Raw genomic sequence first — 18,531 nt, forward strand, 5'->3', positions numbered from 1 at the left:
TACCTTAAAGGTTTAATTCTTCTTTCATAAGTTCAAAAGTTTCTTCGATTGTGTGTGGCTTAAAATCTAATTCGGTCATTGCCTTAAGGATAATTAATCCTGATTTTAATGGGCGAGGTGCAGATTGATTCAAATCCTTTGTAAGAACTGGTTCAATTAATTTTTTATTTAAGCCAAAAAAATCTGCAATTCTCATTGTAAAATCGTAACGAGATAAAATTTCTGTACCTGCAATATTGTAGATTCCTTCTTTCCTATATAAAATAATTTTATCAATAGCACTCACTATGTCATCTAAATAAGTTGGATTATTAAATTGGTCTGTAACAATTTTTATCTTTTCTCCATTGCGTAAAGAATTTATAACCCATCTAACAAAGTCTGGTTTACCAAACTTTGCTGGTCCATATAAAACATTCGTTCTAATAATTGTGTAATTAACACCACTGGTTCTAATTGAATTTTCACCAGCTAATTTTGTTCTACCATAATAACTGAGTGGACATGGTTTATCGTTTTCTGTATAGGGTCCTTTTTTACCATCAAAAATATAATCTGTTGAGATATGAATTAAGTGTGCATCAACTGTCCATGAATAAAGAGCAATATTTTCAACTCCAGTAACATTTATTTTCCAGGCAAGTTCTCTTTCTTTTTCAGCTTTATCTACATTTGTATAGCCTGCAGCATTTATTACAAAATCTGGAAAGAAATCAAGAATTAATTCTCGCACTTTGTTTTTTTGTGTTATATCAACACATTTATAATTAACATCAGGAAAAAATGATTTAGGTTCTATAGAAGCACACATTAATTCATAGTTGTTATTAGAAAAATAAGTTGTTAACCTTTGTCCAAGCATTCCATTTGAACCAATAATAAGAATTCTGGTTTTAATCAAGTTACCACCTAACATAGCTTTAACCAATCTTCAATGTTGACTGATGAAACTGAAAGTGCTGCAATTTTATTTGCTATTTTTAAAGAATTCATTATGTCGTGTGTCCTAAGATATAAATAAAAGAAGACTGACCCAAAAATATCACCACATCCTACTTTATTTTTAACAACAACTTTTTCTGCCTGTATAGAATATTTACCAATTTGGTGATTATCTTTGAAATAAACTTCAGCACCATTCATACCCTTAGTTAAGACAAGTAATTCAGGTTTTAATGTCATTACTTTTTTGATAATCATATAGTCATCTTCATAATTAAAAAGTGTCTTTAATTCATTTTCATTACATTGAACAATATCGATGTTCGAAAGCCATTCTTCTGCTTGTGGAATTAATCTAAAATTTCTTTTCAAGTTCTCATCAACACCACGCGATAGTGTATGAATATCCAGGTAAATTAAGCCATTAAAATTTTTTCTGATATATTTAAGTTGGTCAAGTGAAATATCAAAACCAGTTATCATATTTATTAATATTCCATTAAATAAATTCCAGTCATTAATTTTATCAAGTGAAAGAGGAGAAGAAATATTTTTATAAAATTCATCTCTCTCTTGATGTTCATATATTTTCAAACTTACTTCTGGCATATTATCCAGTTCAGTAGACAAAGTAAGATTTAATTTTGAATAAACTTTTTCAAATAAATTATAACTATTCTTGTTAATCCCGGTTAGCAAAAAGAGATTATCTTCATTATTTTTTATATATAGCATCCCGGCAGCAGAATAATAGATTCCACCTGGTTTTATTAATTCAATATTTTCTATTTTGTAGTGGTCAATAATTGAATGACCAATTAATAAAATATTCATATTAAAATTTTATATTATGAACTATAGAATAATAATTTCATGTTATATTCAAAAATAATAATGTTGATTCAAAAGGATAAATTTATATGAGAATCGGAATAACATGCTATCCAACTTATGGTGGAAGTGGAGTTGTTGCAACTGAGTTAGGATTAGCACTTGCCTCAATGGGGCATCAGGTGCACTTTATTAGTTATGCTATGCCACAAAGGTTAAATCGTTTTGTAGAAAATATATTTTTCCACGAAGTTGAAATTGCAAGTTATCCATTATTCGAACATTCTCTCTATGGACTTTCTCTTACCAGTAAAATGCTGGAAGTAATTGAATATGAAAAACTTGATTTAATGCATGTTCATTATGCAATACCGCATGCAGTAAGTGCATATCTTGCAAAACAAATTCGTAAAAAAACAAATAAAGACATAAAATTTATTACAACACTTCATGGAACTGATATAACATTAATGGGTTTAGAACCTTCTTTTATGCCACTTGTAAAATTTAGTATTGAAGAAAGTGATGGTGTTACAGCTGTATCAAGATTTTTGAAGGAAAAAACTCTAACAAATTTTAATGTCAATAGAGATATCGAAGTAATTTACAATTTTATTGACACAGAAAAATTCAAGCCATTAGATGATAAACCTTATCACGAAAAATTTGCAACTCATGGCGAAAAAATTCTGGTACATACATCAAATTTCAGAGCAGTTAAAAGAGTTCCCGATACAATAAGAATTCTTCAAAAGGTTAAAAAAGAAGTACCTGCAAAATTAGTTCTTATTGGTGATGGACCTGATAGATCTGAATGTGAAAGACTTACAAGAGAATTAGATTTACAAAAAGATGTAATTTTTCTTGGCAAGCAAGATGCACTACCAGAAATATTAAATGCAGCAGATATTTTTTTAATGCCTTCACAGTCAGAAAGTTTTGGCTTATCAGCACTCGAAGCAATGGCATGTGGAATTCCAGTTGTCAGTTCTTCTGTTGGTGGTTTACCCGAATTAATAATTCATAACGAAACTGGTTATATAGCAGAAATTGGTGATATCGATAGAATGGCAAAGTATGTAATTGATTTATTAACTAATGAAAAGAAATACAAAATATTCTCTAAAAATTCACGTGAAAGAGCAGTAAAATATTTCGACAAAAATATAATTGTGCCAAAGTATATTGAGTATTATGAACGAATTTTAAATACCCCTTAAAATAAATTTTATAAGCCTATTGTTTTTCTACCAATGCTATAATAAATAAAACCAAGTTCTTCCATTTTATGAAGGTCGAATATATTTCTGCCATCAAAAATCAGTTTTGATTTTAATAAAGATTTAATTTTATCATAATCTGGATTACGAAATTCATTCCATTCAGTCAATATTAAAAGTGCATCAGCATCTTTTAAGGCTTCGTATTGTTCATCAACATATTCAAAAATTTCACCGAGATAATATTTTGCATTTTCTTTTGCTGCCGGGTCGTAACCTTTAACTTTTGCACCAAGCTCAACTAATTTTTTAATAATTGTAATCGATGGAGCTTCTCGCATATCATCTGTATTAGGCTTGAATGCTAATCCCCACACAGCAAATATTTTTCCTTTTATATCATTATTAAAATGTTGAAGAATTTTTTTCACGAGAATTAATTTTTGAGAGTTATTAACTTCATCAACAACTTTAAGAATTTTTATTGGCGAACCAGATTCTTCTGAAGTTTTAATCAATGCTTTTACATCTTTAGGAAAACAAGAGCCACCATAACCAATACCAGGAAACAAAAATCTTTTTCCAATTCTTGTGTCAGCCCCCATTGCTTTACGAACCATATCTACATTAGCTCCAACAGATTCACAAAAATTAGCTATCTCGTTCATATAAGTTATACGCATTGCTAAATATGAATTTGCTGCATACTTTGTTACTTCAGCACTCTCTGGGTCCATATCATAAATTGGATTTCCCTGACGAACAAATGGTTCATAAAGTTCATGAAGTTTTTCAAAAACTTTTTTACTTCTTGCTCCAATTACAATTCTATCTGGCTTCATAAAATCTTCTACAGCAAATCCTTCTCTTAAAAATTCAGGATTAGAAACTACTTCAAAATTTTTAATATCATATTTTTGTAAAATTTTTGTTATTTCTTTAGAAGTACCAACTGGCACTGTGCTTTTATTCACGATAATCTTAAACTCATCAGTTTTTGCTTCCTGCAAAATTTTGCCAATTTCTTCTGCTACACCAAATACATATTTCAAATCTGCTGAACCATCATCATCTTGTGGTGTGGGCAAGCACAAAAAAATAATCTCGGATTCCAGAACGGCTTTTTTCAAATCATCTGTAAAAATCAATCTTTGCTTATCGATATTACGATGAAATAAAATTTCTAATCCAGGTTCATAAATTGGGACAATTCTTTTGTTAAGCTTCTCAAGTTTTTCTTTGTTGTTATCAACACAAATTACTCTATTCCCCATTTCTGCAAAACAAGTTCCACTTACCAATCCAACATAACCTGTTCCAATTACTGCTAATTCCATTTTTCCCTCTCTAATTTTTTTAAAATTTTATTTTGTACTTAAGTCAGGATTATAATTAAAAAACCATTTTGTATTTAGTTTAATGGATATGAATAATTTACATTATCATTAGTGGAAAAGACCCTCAAATCTCTCAATAAAAAAAATCTTTGTCTATATCTTTAAATCTTTTAGCTGCTAAGTCTTTCTTAGAAACTATAGGATTTTCAACTTTCCAATCAATATTTAAATGTTCATCGTTAAATAAGATACTTCTTTCATGTTCTTTGCTATAAAGTGCTGTACATTTGTAATAAAAAATTGTATCATCAGACAAAACAGAAAAACCATGTGCAAAGCCTGGTGGTATCCATAATTGAATTTTATTTTCTTCACTAAGTTCACAGGAAAAATATTTCCCGAAAGTTGGTGAACCAAAACGAATATCAACTGCTACATCAAGAACTTTACCTGCAATAACATAACAGAGTTTCCCCTGTGCAAAATCCCCTACCTGATAATGTAACCCTCTGATTGTTCCTTTTTTTGATTTTGAAATATTATCCTGAACAAAATTAAAATCAATGCCTGCTTCAAAATATCTTTTTTGATTAAATGATTCGAAAAAAAATCCTCTTTCGTCAAAATAGACATCGGGCTTAATAATTAATAAACCATCTATAAAAGTTTTCTCAACTAACAATTATTCCTCTTAATACTTTTGATTAAGATGCCATTTCCAGGCAGACTCAATAATTTCTTCAATTGAATACTTGGGAGACCATGCCAGTACTTCTTTAGCTTTTTTATTATCAGCAACAAGTATTGCTGGATCTCCAGCTCGTCTACCTGTAATTTCATAAGGAATTTTTCGACCGGTTATTTGTTCTGATTTTTTAATTATCTCAAGTACAGAATTTCCTTTACCTGTTCCAAGATTAATTATTGTTGAATCATTTCCATCATTTAAATACTGTAATGCTTTTAAGTGTGCATCTGCAAGATCCATCACATGAATATAATCTCTTATGCATGTACCATCTTGAGTATCATAATCATTTCCATATACAAATAATTTATCTCTTTTTCCCATTGCAGTGTAAAGAACAAGCGGGATTAAATGTGTTTCAGGATTATGACTCTCTCCTATTTCACCATCTTGATGAGCTCCTGCAGCATTAAAATATCTTAGAGCAACAAATTTAAGTCCATATGCATTATCAAAATCTTTTAGCATTGTTTCTATTATCAATTTTGTGTTAGCATATGGATTAATTGGTTTTGAAGATTCTTTTTCTGAAATTGGAATAATTAATGGATTTCCATAAATAGAACATGTAGATGAAAAAACAAATTTTTTTATGTCAGATTCTGTCACAGCTCTTATCAGATTATAACTTCCAACAACATTATTTAAATAATAAAGTTGTGGATTTTCTACTGATTCACCAACATACGCTAAAGCAGCAAAATGAACAACTGCTTCTGGTTTATGTTTTTTAATTACTGTTAATAATTTTTCGTAGTCTAATAAATCCACAATCTCAAGTGGAATATTTGTAGGTATAGCTTCTTTGTGCCCTCGAAATAAATTATCGATAACTATTGGTTCATAATTATTTTCATATAGAAATTTTACGAAATGAGAACCAATATAACCTGCACCGCCTGTAACAAGTATTTTCATAAAGCCTTTAAATTTTTTATACAAAAATATGAAATAAAATGATATGACTATTATAAAATTTTGAAAAAAATCAATAAAAATATTTCTTAAGCAAAATTTTTATTGAAGATGCGGATATATAACCTTAATTTTCATAATAAAAATAGAGGGATAAGAAAATGGCTAAACTCTCAAAACGGTTTGAAAAATTTTTAAAAGAATTTCCTGAAATTGCTGGTGCTTATGAAAACTTTGGTAGTGTTTATAACTCGCATCTAAACAAGAAAACTAAAATCCCGATTAAACTTGCAATTTCAGCTGGTGCAAGAATAGAAGATACAAATCATGCTCGAGTTTATAAAGCTTCTAAAGCCAAAATTAAAAAAGAAAATATCGAGTTTACAATTATTGATACACTACAATTGGTTTTTCCAGCTACAATTACAAAACTTAGTTGAATTGTTGATTTAATTAGATTAAAAAAGGAGGAAAATAATTTTTGAAAGAAAACACATTACAATTTCACAACACACTATATATTGATACAAAAAGATTTACCGCACTCTGGGCTTTTAGCGAGGCAGTCTTTGGAGGAATACTCGGCATACTAAAAGTTCCTTTCGCTGGTCTTCTTCTAAGTGGTGCAGCTACTATATTTATTTCATTAATAGGCAGATACTCAGAAAATAAAAATGAAATTCTTCACTCAACATTACTTGTTATCCTTGTAAAAGCTGTTGTAAGTCCATATAGTTCTTTAAGTTCCTATTTTGCTATTGCATTACAGGGAATGATGGGATACATTTTCTTTAAGCATATAAAGAACATAAAAGTCAGTAGTATATTACTTGGTTTTTTTTCAGAAACATTTTCTGCTGTTCAAAGAGTACTTGTTTTAACAATATTATTTGGATTTACATTCTGGGAGGCACTCGATTCATTTACCCATTATATATTTAATCAAATTGGTGTTGAAAGATATCTTTATCCTTTCAGCCTGAGTATATTTTCAGTTATGTTTTATATAATAATTCATATGATTGCTGGAATTTATATTGGTTCTAAAGTTGTAAAAATACCTGAATGGATTGAAAGTAGAACAGACATAGTATATCCATTGCATTCTTCTTTTTATTATAAAATGGATGCATTCAAATTAAATCTGAAAAAAAAGAAAAAAAGATGGTGGAAAAAACCCAGTGGAATGGCAATTATTGCATTCTCAATTTTATATATGATTTTATCTTATTACTCGAAAGAATTAGGACTATATCGTTCGTATGAAATTTTGATGATGTTAATTCGTTCAGTTATTATCACATTTGTATGGTTTTCAATTATTTCACCATATATTCAGAAAAGATTCAGCAAGTTTTTAGAAAAAAATAAATTCGATCATGCACCAGAAATTAACAAAATAATCGTTCTATTCCCGAGTATAAAAAGACTGATTAATTATGCATGGTTTATGTCTAAAGGTGAAATTGGAATTTTTAGAATAATAAAATTTCTTTCAGATACAACAGCTCTATTATTATCTGCAGAAATAGATGAAGAACAAGATTTATATCATAACTGGATTGAGTAAAACTGGTAAAACAACTCGACTGATGAATTGGGCTTTAAATCAAAAAAGCATTGATGGAATTTTACAGCCTGTGGTAGATGGTAAGAGATGTTTTTATCATATATCTTCCAGAACTTTAATGTTACTTGGAAGTGATGATGATTTCAATACTATTAAAGTTGGAAAATATAAATTCAATCAAGAAGCATTTAAATGGGCAAATGAAAAACTTATAAACACATCAGATAAAAATTATGAGTGGTTAGTGATTGACGAAATTGGATTACTTGAGCTGCAAGGGAAAGGACTGGATAAATCAATAAAAATCATTTTGAAGAATTCTACTTCGATGAATTTAATTTTTGTTATAAGAGAATCCTTATTAAACAAAGCTTTACAACACTACAATATAAAAGATTACCAAATTTTAGAACTATAAGTTTATTGATCAACTAAAAATTATTTAATTCTTAGGATTATTCAATTGCAGAAAATGCTAATGATGAATTTATACAGATCAATCAGAATAATTATCACTCTTTATTCAATTTTATCAAAGTATGGCTTATTAGCATTCTTAACAAATAACCAATTATAAGTTAATTTAGAAATAATTCATAAATCAAATAATCACTAAAAATTCATTACAATAATTTTCTTAATTAATTACAAGGAAGTTGTCGGATGAAGAAATTATTATCAATAATATTTCTAATAACAATCATCACTTCAGGAAAAGATAAAAACAATTTTTGTAAAATCTACACAACTGGTATTAATGATGATGTAGTTATTGAAATTATCAGTCAAGAATTAAAAAATAATTTAAAAATCTTTCCTAATGAAACTATTGGCAAAGGAAGTATATTCTTTGAAACACCTGCAGGAAAAACATGGTTACGGGGCAAACCAGTAAAAATTGAAGAGGAAGAAAATTCACTAAAAGCTGTTTGGTCTTTAAACAATCAAAATATTTTATTCTACATTAAAAAAGAGAATAACAGTTTTAAAATCAAACTTTCAATGTTAGATAATGATAAAAGTAATTCAATTAACATAATAAAATGGGGCTTTAATCTTAATGCTACAAACGATGAATATTTTACTGGTTTATTTGAACGAGTTGTAGATGGAAATCAAAAAGAATCATGGCGAAAAGGTATTACAGAAGCATTGAATCTTCGTGGACAAACAGTTGAAATGATAATTAAACCAACTCTTTCACTTTATACTCCATTTTATATTTCTTCAAATGGATATGGATTATTTGTAGAAGGAACGTGGCCTGGACGATATGATTTTTGTAAAGAAGCTGAAAATTATGTACAAATTGAATTTGAGGGACCAGCACTCAGTTTCATTATTTATACTGCAAAAAATCCTCTCGATTTAGTAAAAGCACATACATTGCATGCTGGACCTCCAATTTTACCTCCTAAGTGGGCATTTATGCCTTATAGATGGAAAGATAATCATACCAATTTGAAAAAATATTTCGATAGCACAGAAGTTACAGCTCCATACAACAGTATGGTTGTTGAAGATATATTAATGATGAAAGCTTTAGATATACCACTTGGAGTTTATTGGGTTGATAGACCATGGGCAAAAGGTGAAGAAGGTTATGAAGATTTTGAATGGGACACAACAAGATTTCCAAATGCAGAAGCAATGATAAAATGGCTCAATAAAAAAGATATAAAATTTTTACTGTGGATAGCTCCATGGATTCATGGTAAAATGGCAGAAGAAGCAAAAGTTAAAGGATATGAGCTTCCTCCAAAAATTAATACTAAAAGAGTTCTAATTGATTTCACAAATCCAGATGCGGTAAAATGGTGGCAGGAAAATGGTCTTGCTAAAGTTTTAAAACAGGGTGTAAAAGGATTTAAACTTGATCGTGGAGAAGAAATTGTTCCAGAATCTATGAACATCAAAGTATTTGATGGCAGAACAGCAAGAGAAAATCGTAATGATTATGTTGTTCAATACGTAAAAGCTACTCATGATATTGCAAAAAAAATTCATGGTGATGATTTTATATTATTCCCAAGAGCTGGATATACAGGTAGTTCAAAGTATAGTGCATTCTGGGGTGGAGATATTGGTTCGCCACCTGAAGGTTTAAGATGTGCAATCATTGCTCAACAACGTGCTTCAATAATTGGTTTTCCAATATGGGGTTCAGATACTGGTGGATACTGGCAAGGAGATTTAGATCGCGAAGTCCTTGCTCGATGGCTTGCATTTAGTTGCTTCTCACCAATTATGGAAGTTGGTCCAACTGAAGATCGTGGATTATGGGATATGAAAAAGGAACCTCATTACGATACTGAAATTCTTGCTATATGGAGATTATATTCAAAAATTCATGTTATGCTGGTTGATTATTCATTTAAAGCTGCTCAATTAGCTCATAAAGAAGGAATTCCTATTGTAAGACCATTATTTTTAATTTATCCAGAACAAAAACAATCTTGGGAAGAATGGCAAACATATTTATATGGCTCTGATATTCTCGTATCTGCTATATGGAAGAAAAATCAATCTTCTCAAAAAGTTTATTTACCTGCTGGCGAAGAATGGATCGATGCATGGAATCCAGAAAAAATTTATAAAGGTGGACAATTCATAGATGTTAATACTCCTCTTTACAAAATTCCTATCTTTATTCGCAAAGGATCAGAAGTAAATTTAGGTGACCTGAATAAATTATATGAAGAATCATTAAAAATCGTTCAAACAAAACCTGATTTAAAATCATTACAGGAAAAAGAAGAATGGTAATTAATTAGTTCTGAATAATTTTTAAGGAAGCAGAGAAAAGATAACTCTGCTTCCTTTTGTTATATATTAATTGATGATTTGATATTTATATATCATTCCCTCAGATTCCAAACCATTAAGACTCAATTTACAAAATAACAAAACTATTAAAACACAAAACCATTCAATATTCTATTTTGAAATTCCTACCTGCTTCTATAAATGCTTTTATATTCTCAACAGGAACTTCTTTTGGTAAATCGCAACCTGTACTTAAAATAAAATTTTTATATGGATTCATTTGAATCAAAAGATTATTAACTTCATTACACACATCTTCTGGTTTGCCAATAAGGATATTTCCTGTGGGACAAATATTTCCAATAATTATAATATTCTCAGGAACTTTTTTAGCAACTGCAACTAAATCTACACCAGCTTCTTTTGAATCCAGACTTAATGCATCAACTCCAGACTCACACATTTTATCAATTAAATGCATTGAATTTCCACAGATATGATAAACCACTGAAATTTCTGTATCGATGCAAAGATTACAAATTTTATTAACATAATTTTTTGAAAATAAATTAAACTGCTCTGGCCCAAGCATTACAGCACTTGGTTCCAGAACGCAAATAATTTGTGCTCCAGCGTTAATTAGAAGTTTTACATAATTGAGAATCTTTTCAGTAACTATTTCGCAAACTTGTTTAAGATAATCAGGATTGGTTATTGAAAGAGTTGCTGCATTACTCGCCCCTAAAAGGAGTCCTGCAAGCGTATAAGGACCAGTAACATATGCACCAATTAGAATTTTATTAGAAAAATTTATTCTCATAAGTTTTATAGTTTCAACATAACCAAGTAGACGTGAATCATATCGTATATCAATTTCTTTCATCTTTTCCAGTTCATCATTTGTTATTTCTTCTGTTACTACAGTTGCTGAGTCATCAACTGGAAATAATGTGTATCTACCAAGTGCATTAGCTTCAACAGATAAATCCATCAATGGAAAAATTGCATCAGGCTGGAAAGTTTCTGCAATTGATTTTAAAGCTTTATAATGTTCATAATAATTTTGTTGAGCAAGTTTAATTGTTGAGTTAATTAATTTTAATGCAGGAAATCCTAACAAAGGGGCAATTAATCTTTTCTTTTCATTATAAGCTTTTTCGAGATAATGAAATAAAATTTTCCCTTTCATATTTAATCCAGCAATTGTTTTTGATATGAAGAAAAGCAGATGTATACTTTTTTATTTCTGTAGAATCATCTTTTTTGCATCATAAAAATTTTGTGTGGTAATTCTATAGAAATAAATTCCAGAAGATAAATTATCTGCATCAAAAACAATCTCATGATAACCAGCAGAAATTTCTTTATTAATAATTTTTTTAATCTCTCTTCCTGTTATGTCATAAACTCTTAAATCAACAAATTCATTTTTTGGAATATAAAAACCAATTCTTGTGGAAGGATTAAATGGATTGGGAAAATTTTGCATCAGTTGATATTCATCAGGTAAAGAAATATTTACTTCTTCTTTAAGAGAAGTAATTAAATCTTTTCCATCACCTACAATATCAATTTCATTAAGATTATTTATTCCATAACCTTTTTGATTTAACATATAAAGGTAGTTATCGCATTCTCCACCTGCAGGCAATTGTAACTTTGATTTCGATGGATCTCGTCCCATCACAAAAGCACCCACGCTATCTGTTGCAACTGCATCTTTTCCAGCTATTAAAACATTATACTCAGCAGGTTCAAATGTGGGATTCCAGACACCTTCGCCACCAATAGCATTTTTAATTCCATCAATTACAGATAAATGAATTGGTCGTGCGATTAATAAATCACTTATTGATTTTGGCAGATGAGTATTTGAAGGTCCTCCTTCTTGATGCAAAGCACCTCTTCTTGACCTATCATTAGGTAATTCATAAAGTTGTTTTGGAACAATTCCAACATGATTTTTAATTGCTCCCGTGTAACCAGCTTCGAAATGATGTTTTAATTTTGGTATAGAAACAAATAAATCAACTTCACTTAAAATTCTGTTGGATTTAAAAGAGCTATAATAAAATTTATTATCACCAACAGGTAGTTCAGCAAAATCTGAATACGGTTCAGGTTTATTCAGGTTAATAAAATTAACGCCAAGATTATCTTTTATATCTTTATAACCAAAATTGTTGAATGAACTATCATCCCATAAAGCTTCTACTATAAAGATATCTTTTGGATTAACTCCACTATCAATTATTAACTCAATTACTGCTCGCATTACTTCAGGATGTGTCCACATTGCTTCACGTATATCAGTCCCTTTCAATCTCGAACTATAAGCAGAGCCTGAACCACCTGTAAGATTTATTTTAATTGCAACTCTTTTCCCATTATAAAATAAATCTTTAATTCCATCGAGTTGTTCAAATAAATATTGCACTTTTTGTTTAATAAAATTTCGTTCATAATTATTAGCTCTGGTAATTGCTACCTTTGCTTTATAATCAAACATCTTAAAGGAAGGAAAAGCAAATAATTTTTTTGGATATAATTGAGTTAACATTAATCCTGTTGAAGTAATACCAACAGTTTTAATAAAATCTCTACGAGTAAAACCTTTGTGATTTTTCATTATTAAATCCCTTTATTTTTTTTAAAGTAGGGGCATAATTCCTTCGACCTTTATTTTCCATTTACCGTTTTTGGGAAAACCAGGAGCAAAAATTTTATTTTTATTCCAGCCTGAAGCCATCATGGCAACAGCAGTTAACAATCCACCATTACCTGGTAGATAAATAGGCAATCTTTCATCCTGATAATTGTGACCATTATTTAAATATGTATTTTTCTTCACACTCATCTTCAAACATTTAATGGCTAATTCTGGCTCACCAATTCTTGCAGCTGTCATTGCCATCATTGGATAATCCCATCCCCATGTGCTTTCCCAATCCCATAACTCTAAAACTTTTTTGAGTGTCTTTCTCATAATTGATTTATTTATTGATTCATCAGGAATCATACCCAATGGGGCAAGTAAAGTTGGATGGTCTTTACAATTTTTCACATCTTCAAAAGTGTTTAATGCATTTTCTGCATTTTGATATAAACTATCTTTTAGAGGAATTTCAGATAAATTTTCTAAAACATGTTTCCAGTTTTTATCAATTGATAACCTTAGGCGTTTTTTCCATTCTAATGCAGTTTTTAATCCAAATTTCCAGTATGATAATTCAAAAGCAGGATTGTATGTTGTTGCAGGTTTATATATTTCCTGTGCAGGTATTAAAGGTGGACCCAGAACATATCTTTTATTTTTCTCATCCCAGTGAGCAAAAGAAGAAAGAAAATCTGCTGTTTCAAAAACTAAATCTTTATATTTATGAAGTATAGAATCATTCCTGTAATATTGATATAAGAGTTCTGCAAAATAAATAATATGAGGTTGTTGCCAGATTAAAAACACTCCAACTTTTGATGGACTTTCTCTTCCATCTGGAGAAACCATTTTGGGAAACTTAGCACCTTTGAATCCCTGTAACAAAGAATTTTTTTTAGCAAGTGGTAATATCTGTTTGTACCAATCCATCTTATCTTCGAGAAATTCTGGTTTACCCCATAATACAAAATGCACCAGATGCCACCACGCCATTTCAAGATGAAATTTTCCATACCAGCTATTAAAAGTTAGACCAGTTTCCTGAGGTGGATATTTACCCCCACATTGAATTGCAGTTAAATATCGAGATAAGATAATTCTTCTTTCCAGTTCATTTGCAAATTCATCTGTGCATTCTGAAAAATCGATTGCTCCGCCTGTTTCCCAGAAATTTTTCCAGTGAATTTTTGATGCATTAAAAGTTTCATTTATATCAGGTAACTTTAAATCACTTTGATTTTTAGAAAACAACACACTGAATTCAAATTTTTCTGCAGGTTCAACACTCAACAAAAAAGTATGTTTAGATTTTTGATTTAATTTTGCCCCGCTAAACTTAATTGTAACAAAATAATTTGTTGTATCTAAAGTTCTTTTTATAATAACATAATTCGAATCGTGATAAATTATATCCGAAGAATGTTTATCATTGCTTTCCCAATCAGATGCATTTTTGCCCCACTGTGTAGAACCATAAGGGAAACTGAATTCAATAGCCACTCTTCTTTCCTGTATTAAATCTGATTGAATGCTCACCGCAATTAAATCAAGTTCTGGATGTACAGCAGTTTTGACAAATACTTTTTTATTATTTATATCAAAAGAACTTTTAATTATCCCTTCCCATATATCTTCTTTCTGTAAAATATTTTTTATATGATTAATACTGATTTCTGTAGAGTCATCATTAAAAATCTTCAAGCCGATTCTTGCTAAATTAAGTCTGTGTGGATTTGCTCTCAACCATTCAGCAGCTTTTGAATTTTGATTTGATGCAAAAGGAATTTTTCTACCATAATAATCATAATATTCAAATGTATCTTCGAGTTTATAATTAAACTCATCAGGAAGAGAGTGCCATCCCCATTCAGATTGTGTGCACAAAGGAATTCCTTTTTCATAATATTCAGGAAAAGATTGTAGACCAGTGAAGTCAACAGTAAAAGCGAATTTACCATTCCCAACTGTAAAAGGTGAAAGCGAATCTAATTTTGTATTGATAGGGATATGGCGATGAACTAATTCATATCTATTAATCTTTTCTTTACCTGAACAAACAGAATGAATTAATGTAAATGATAAAACAAACAAAAATATTTTCTTGTAGATACTCATTCTTATCTCAATAAAATCATTTTTTTGGTATCAATATATTTGTTACCAGTAAGTAATTGATAAAAATATACACCGCTTGAAAGATTTTCGGCATTAAATAAAATTCTATAATTATCAGGATTTTGATATGCATCAACAAGCGTACGAACTTTACAACCCAATTCATCAAACAAAGTAAGTTTAACGTAAGTAGGTTCATCAATAGAATATGAAATTATTGTTGTAGAATTAAAAGGATTAGGATAATTATAGTTTAGACGAAATGACTTTTGTGGGATTTTTTCTTTATCTCTAATATCAGTATAAATATTTTTTACTCTATAAACTGAATTACCTGATGTTACAAATAGAGTTTTTCCGTCTTCACCAAAACAACAATTTGTGGTTTGACCAGGGATAGGAATTGTATCAATTACACTTCCATCTGGACTAAAAATCCATATACCAGTTGGTCCAGAAGCAAATATAAAACCATATTTATCTACTTTCATTCCATCTGCATAACCTTGAGGAGGCATATAAGCAAACTTCTTTTTGTTTGTAATCATTGAATCATCAACCACATCCCATTCATAAATAGTTCTTGCTTCTGAATCACTTACATATAATTTTTTTTCATCAGGAGAAAAAGCAATTCCATTTGGTCGAGATAAAGTTTTATCAAGCAATTGTAAATTACCCTGTGGACTAATTCGATAAATTCCATAAAAATGAAGTTCTTCCTGACTGGAATTAATTCCATAAGGAGGATCAGTAAAGAAAATTGAACCGTCTGATTTCAAAGCAATATCGTTTGGACTATTCAATCTTTTACCATCATAATGTGTTGCAAGTGAAGTTAATTTACCATCTTTTTCTAATCTTGCAACCTGTCTTAATCCATGTTGAGCTAATAATAAATTTCCATTTTTGTCCAATGCCAATCCATTAGAATTTCCTGAAGGTCTTAAAAAAATTTTAATGCCCGAATCAGGAGCCCATTTATAAACTGTATTAGCTGGTATATCGCTGAACAATAAACTTCCATCTTTCCATACAGGTCCCTCAACAAACTGAAATCCCCCTGCTATTATTTCTACAATAATTCCTTTTGAATTAATAATCTGAGCAATTGTAACAAAATTAATGAACAACAAAAAATATATTACCAATAAAAAAATTTTTAAAATTCTCATATTTTACCTTTATGTAATTAACGTAATAATATCATTTTCTTCGTTGAAGAATGTTGAGAATTTACGCTTAACTTATAAAAATAAACACCTGAAGTTAGATTACTTCCATCAAAGTTTATATAGTAATTGCCAGCATTTTGAAATTGATTAACAAGTGTTGATATTTCTCTTCCAAGTACATCATAAATTTTTAATATAACAAAGCCCCCTTCTGGAATTTGATAGCTTATTGTTGTAATTGGATTAAATGGATTAGGGTAATTTTGATTTAGAACAAATTCATGTGGTACAGTATTTTCATTTGCAATATATACAGGATTTTTCAATTCAACTTTTGCATAACTAATTCCATCATACCATGTTCTTGTTATATCACCAGTTAATGTTGAACTTGAACCTATTTTAGTTGCATCATCATCAATATATACATAAAATGATAAGCTATCTTTAACATCTAATCTTCCCAAATATGCTTGATATAAATATAAATTATCTTGATTAACAATTATATTATTATTGTATTCATCTTTATTTACAGTGTGAGAAGCAATATGACGATAAGTCCACATATTATTCTTCGATAATCCTGCTTTTATTCTCCAATCTGCAGAAGGATTTGCCCAGAAATTAATCCATACATCATAAATCCCTTTTTTAGAAACTGTAATTTCAGTCTTGAGCATTTGTGCATTTTCTCCTCCCAATTCAGAAGATGTAAATATGGAATTATCATTGCCATAATCAGTTCGAAAATGCCATTTGTTATCTGCTTGTCCTGGATTAGAATCTGGTCCTGTAATAATAAATGGAGAACCATCTTCAAATGTAGTATTATTAATTGAAGCATCCACATAAAACTTTTTAGATAAAATTTCATCTTTATTTTCAATTATTCCAACAATAACAGCATCATAATTTTGAGCTGAAGTATATGTGCCACGGCACCATATTAAGGCTAAGTTATTATTATTCCAGGCAGGAACAATGGGTCTAATATTATCTCTTGATGAATTTTGAGTTATTGGTGTCCATTCCCAGGTTATTCCATTATCACTTGTAACACCTTTAAATATTTCTCGTACATTTAATTTAATTGTAGTATCACGAGGATCATAAGGAGATGAAATAAAAATTATATTGGGATCATCAGGACAAAGAGCTCCAAGTCCAACATAATCTGCTTCAGAATCATAAAATTTCAAACCAGCTTTATCTAAAAATGTGTAAGACCAATTATTACCATCATACCTGCAATAGATAAAAGCATGTTCAGGATTTACTTGATTATCTGGATATCCATAACTTACGCTTTGATTCATTCTTGCAGTAATAATTGCTGCAATTGTACCATCTTTATATCTAACCAGATCCGACTGCCAACAACGATAAAATGTATTATTACCAATTTTAGTCCCGTTCTCAAATACTTTTGTAAAATGCCAGTATGCTGGAATAAATGTAGTATCATAAATATTTTCATCTACAAGTGTACCATCTGATTTAAATGCTTTACCATCTTTGATGTAACCATGATATATACTTGTTAATGTATCTCTTGGATGTTGTTCTGTAAAAATAAAATCTATTCTATCCTTTCCATTACTCCAGTATTTATAATAACCTTTATTATAAGAATTACTTGAATTAGTAGTTAATTGACCTCCCCATAACCATGTTGTTCCATTATCATCAAAAATAATAAAATTAGGGGTACGATGATTTGCTCTTGAAAAATTGTATATTCTTTTTTCATCAGAAAGATAATATAAGTTATTATAGGCTATTGTATAGTCTGTTCCACCAGGTCTTTTTGTCCAATCGTATGCCTGTTCTGGAGACCATATTTTACCATTAAAAATTCTATAACGATTTTTATACTTATCATAATGGTCGGAATACATTGCAATATAATTTCCTTCAGCAGTAATTAAAAATGCCGGGGCATTATGATCATCATTACTTAACTTTGCTAAAAAATAGCGAACAGGGATTCTAAAATTATTATCAAAGATTACAGCTTCAATTGAGCTACTTCTTGAATTACCGCCAAAACCTGAGGGATTTGCAACACTTCCAAGAATTATTTTTTTATTAATAGTATCAACTACACATCTTTCATCCTGAAACCAACACCATAAGCCATTATCATTAAATTGAATTAAGTTCCCTTGTACAATATCTCTCTGTAACTGTGCTAACAATAAATTCGAGATAATGATATTCACTAAAAATATTATCTTAATAAAAGTTTTCATT

15 protein-coding genes are annotated in these 18,531 nt (G+C 29.7%); 5 read left to right on the plus strand and 10 right to left on the minus strand.

All coding sequences use genetic code 11. The annotated features are described in order from the left end of the window. Positions 1-4: 4 nt before the first annotated feature. Positions 5-916, minus strand: coding sequence for a dTDP-4-dehydrorhamnose reductase (gene rfbD / locus VJY38_RS02385; protein ID WP_353679066.1), 912 nt, complete (start codon positions 914-916; stop codon positions 5-7). Continuing rightward, positions 910-1,776, minus strand: a complete 867-nt coding sequence (locus tag VJY38_RS02390) for a carbohydrate kinase family protein (RefSeq protein ID WP_353679067.1) — start codon at positions 1,774-1,776, stop codon at positions 910-912. The genes rfbD and VJY38_RS02390 overlap by 7 nt, the downstream gene beginning before the upstream one ends. 86 nt (positions 1,777-1,862) lie before the next feature. On the opposite strand from VJY38_RS02390, the gene bshA reads away from it, so the two are divergent. After that, positions 1,863-2,993, plus strand: a complete 1,131-nt coding sequence (gene bshA, locus VJY38_RS02395; RefSeq protein ID WP_353679068.1) for an N-acetyl-alpha-D-glucosaminyl L-malate synthase BshA — start codon at positions 1,863-1,865, stop codon at positions 2,991-2,993. 8 nt (positions 2,994-3,001) lie between these two features. Here the strand turns inward: bshA and VJY38_RS02400 are convergent, their stop codons facing one another. The 3 genes from VJY38_RS02400 to galE form a co-directional block, all read right to left on the minus strand. Further along, complete coding sequence (locus VJY38_RS02400) at positions 3,002-4,330, minus strand: UDP-glucose dehydrogenase family protein (RefSeq protein ID WP_353679069.1); 1,329 nt, start codon at positions 4,328-4,330, stop codon at positions 3,002-3,004. Between the two features lie 133 nt (positions 4,331-4,463). After that, the gene (rfbC, locus tag VJY38_RS02405; protein WP_353679070.1) at positions 4,464-5,012 is read right to left on the minus strand and encodes a dTDP-4-dehydrorhamnose 3,5-epimerase; all 549 of its coding nucleotides are present in this window, start codon (positions 5,010-5,012) and stop codon (positions 4,464-4,466) included. Between the two features lie 9 nt (positions 5,013-5,021). After that, positions 5,022-5,996, minus strand: coding sequence for a UDP-glucose 4-epimerase GalE (gene galE, locus VJY38_RS02410; RefSeq protein WP_353679071.1), 975 nt, complete (start codon positions 5,994-5,996; stop codon positions 5,022-5,024). A 158-nt stretch (positions 5,997-6,154) separates the two neighbouring features. Here galE and VJY38_RS02415 point away from each other — a divergent pair, with 158 nt between their 5' ends. From VJY38_RS02415 to VJY38_RS02435, 4 genes are all read left to right on the plus strand, one after another. Beyond that, positions 6,155-6,433, plus strand: coding sequence for a carboxymuconolactone decarboxylase family protein (locus VJY38_RS02415; protein ID WP_353679072.1), 279 nt, complete (start codon positions 6,155-6,157; stop codon positions 6,431-6,433). 41 nt (positions 6,434-6,474) lie between these two features. Then, positions 6,475-7,563 carry a hypothetical protein gene (locus tag VJY38_RS02420; RefSeq protein WP_353679073.1) on the plus strand — a complete coding sequence of 363 codons (1,089 nt, stop codon included), beginning with the start codon at positions 6,475-6,477 and terminating at the stop codon, positions 7,561-7,563. Continuing rightward, entirely contained in the window at positions 7,526-7,981 is a 456-nt protein-coding gene (locus VJY38_RS02425) for a nucleoside-triphosphatase (RefSeq protein ID WP_353679074.1), read from the plus strand. Before VJY38_RS02420 ends, VJY38_RS02425 begins: the two co-directional genes overlap by 38 nt. A 245-nt stretch (positions 7,982-8,226) precedes the next feature. Then, positions 8,227-10,329 carry a TIM-barrel domain-containing protein gene (locus VJY38_RS02435; protein WP_434968557.1) on the plus strand — a complete coding sequence of 701 codons (2,103 nt, stop codon included), beginning with the start codon at positions 8,227-8,229 and terminating at the stop codon, positions 10,327-10,329. A gap of 163 nt (positions 10,330-10,492) precedes the next feature. Here VJY38_RS02435 and VJY38_RS02440 read toward each other — a convergent pair whose 3' ends face one another. From VJY38_RS02440 to VJY38_RS02460, 5 genes are read right to left on the minus strand one after another with little or no spacing between them, the layout of a single operon-like run. Further along, positions 10,493-11,518, minus strand: coding sequence for a uroporphyrinogen decarboxylase family protein (locus VJY38_RS02440; RefSeq protein WP_353679076.1), 1,026 nt, complete (start codon positions 11,516-11,518; stop codon positions 10,493-10,495). Between the two features lie 51 nt (positions 11,519-11,569). Then, a complete protein-coding gene (locus VJY38_RS02445) occupies positions 11,570-12,958 on the minus strand; it encodes a DUF362 domain-containing protein (RefSeq protein ID WP_353679077.1) in 1,389 nt (462 codons plus the stop codon). Positions 12,959-12,979: 21 nt separating this feature from the next. Next, entirely contained in the window at positions 12,980-15,100 is a 2,121-nt protein-coding gene (locus tag VJY38_RS02450; RefSeq protein WP_353679078.1) for a glycoside hydrolase family 65, read from the minus strand. 2 nt (positions 15,101-15,102) lie between these two features. Next, the gene (locus tag VJY38_RS02455) at positions 15,103-16,275 is read right to left on the minus strand and encodes an SMP-30/gluconolactonase/LRE family protein (RefSeq protein ID WP_353679079.1); all 1,173 of its coding nucleotides are present in this window, start codon (positions 16,273-16,275) and stop codon (positions 15,103-15,105) included. Between the two features lie 17 nt (positions 16,276-16,292). Then, positions 16,293-18,530, minus strand: coding sequence for a T9SS type A sorting domain-containing protein (locus VJY38_RS02460; protein ID WP_353679080.1), 2,238 nt, complete (start codon positions 18,528-18,530; stop codon positions 16,293-16,295). Between the last annotated feature and the right edge of the window lies 1 nt (position 18,531).

The sequence above is a fragment of the Rosettibacter firmus genome (assembly GCF_036860695.1).
GTDB classification, from domain to species: domain Bacteria; phylum Bacteroidota; class Ignavibacteria; order Ignavibacteriales; family Melioribacteraceae; genus Rosettibacter; species Rosettibacter firmus.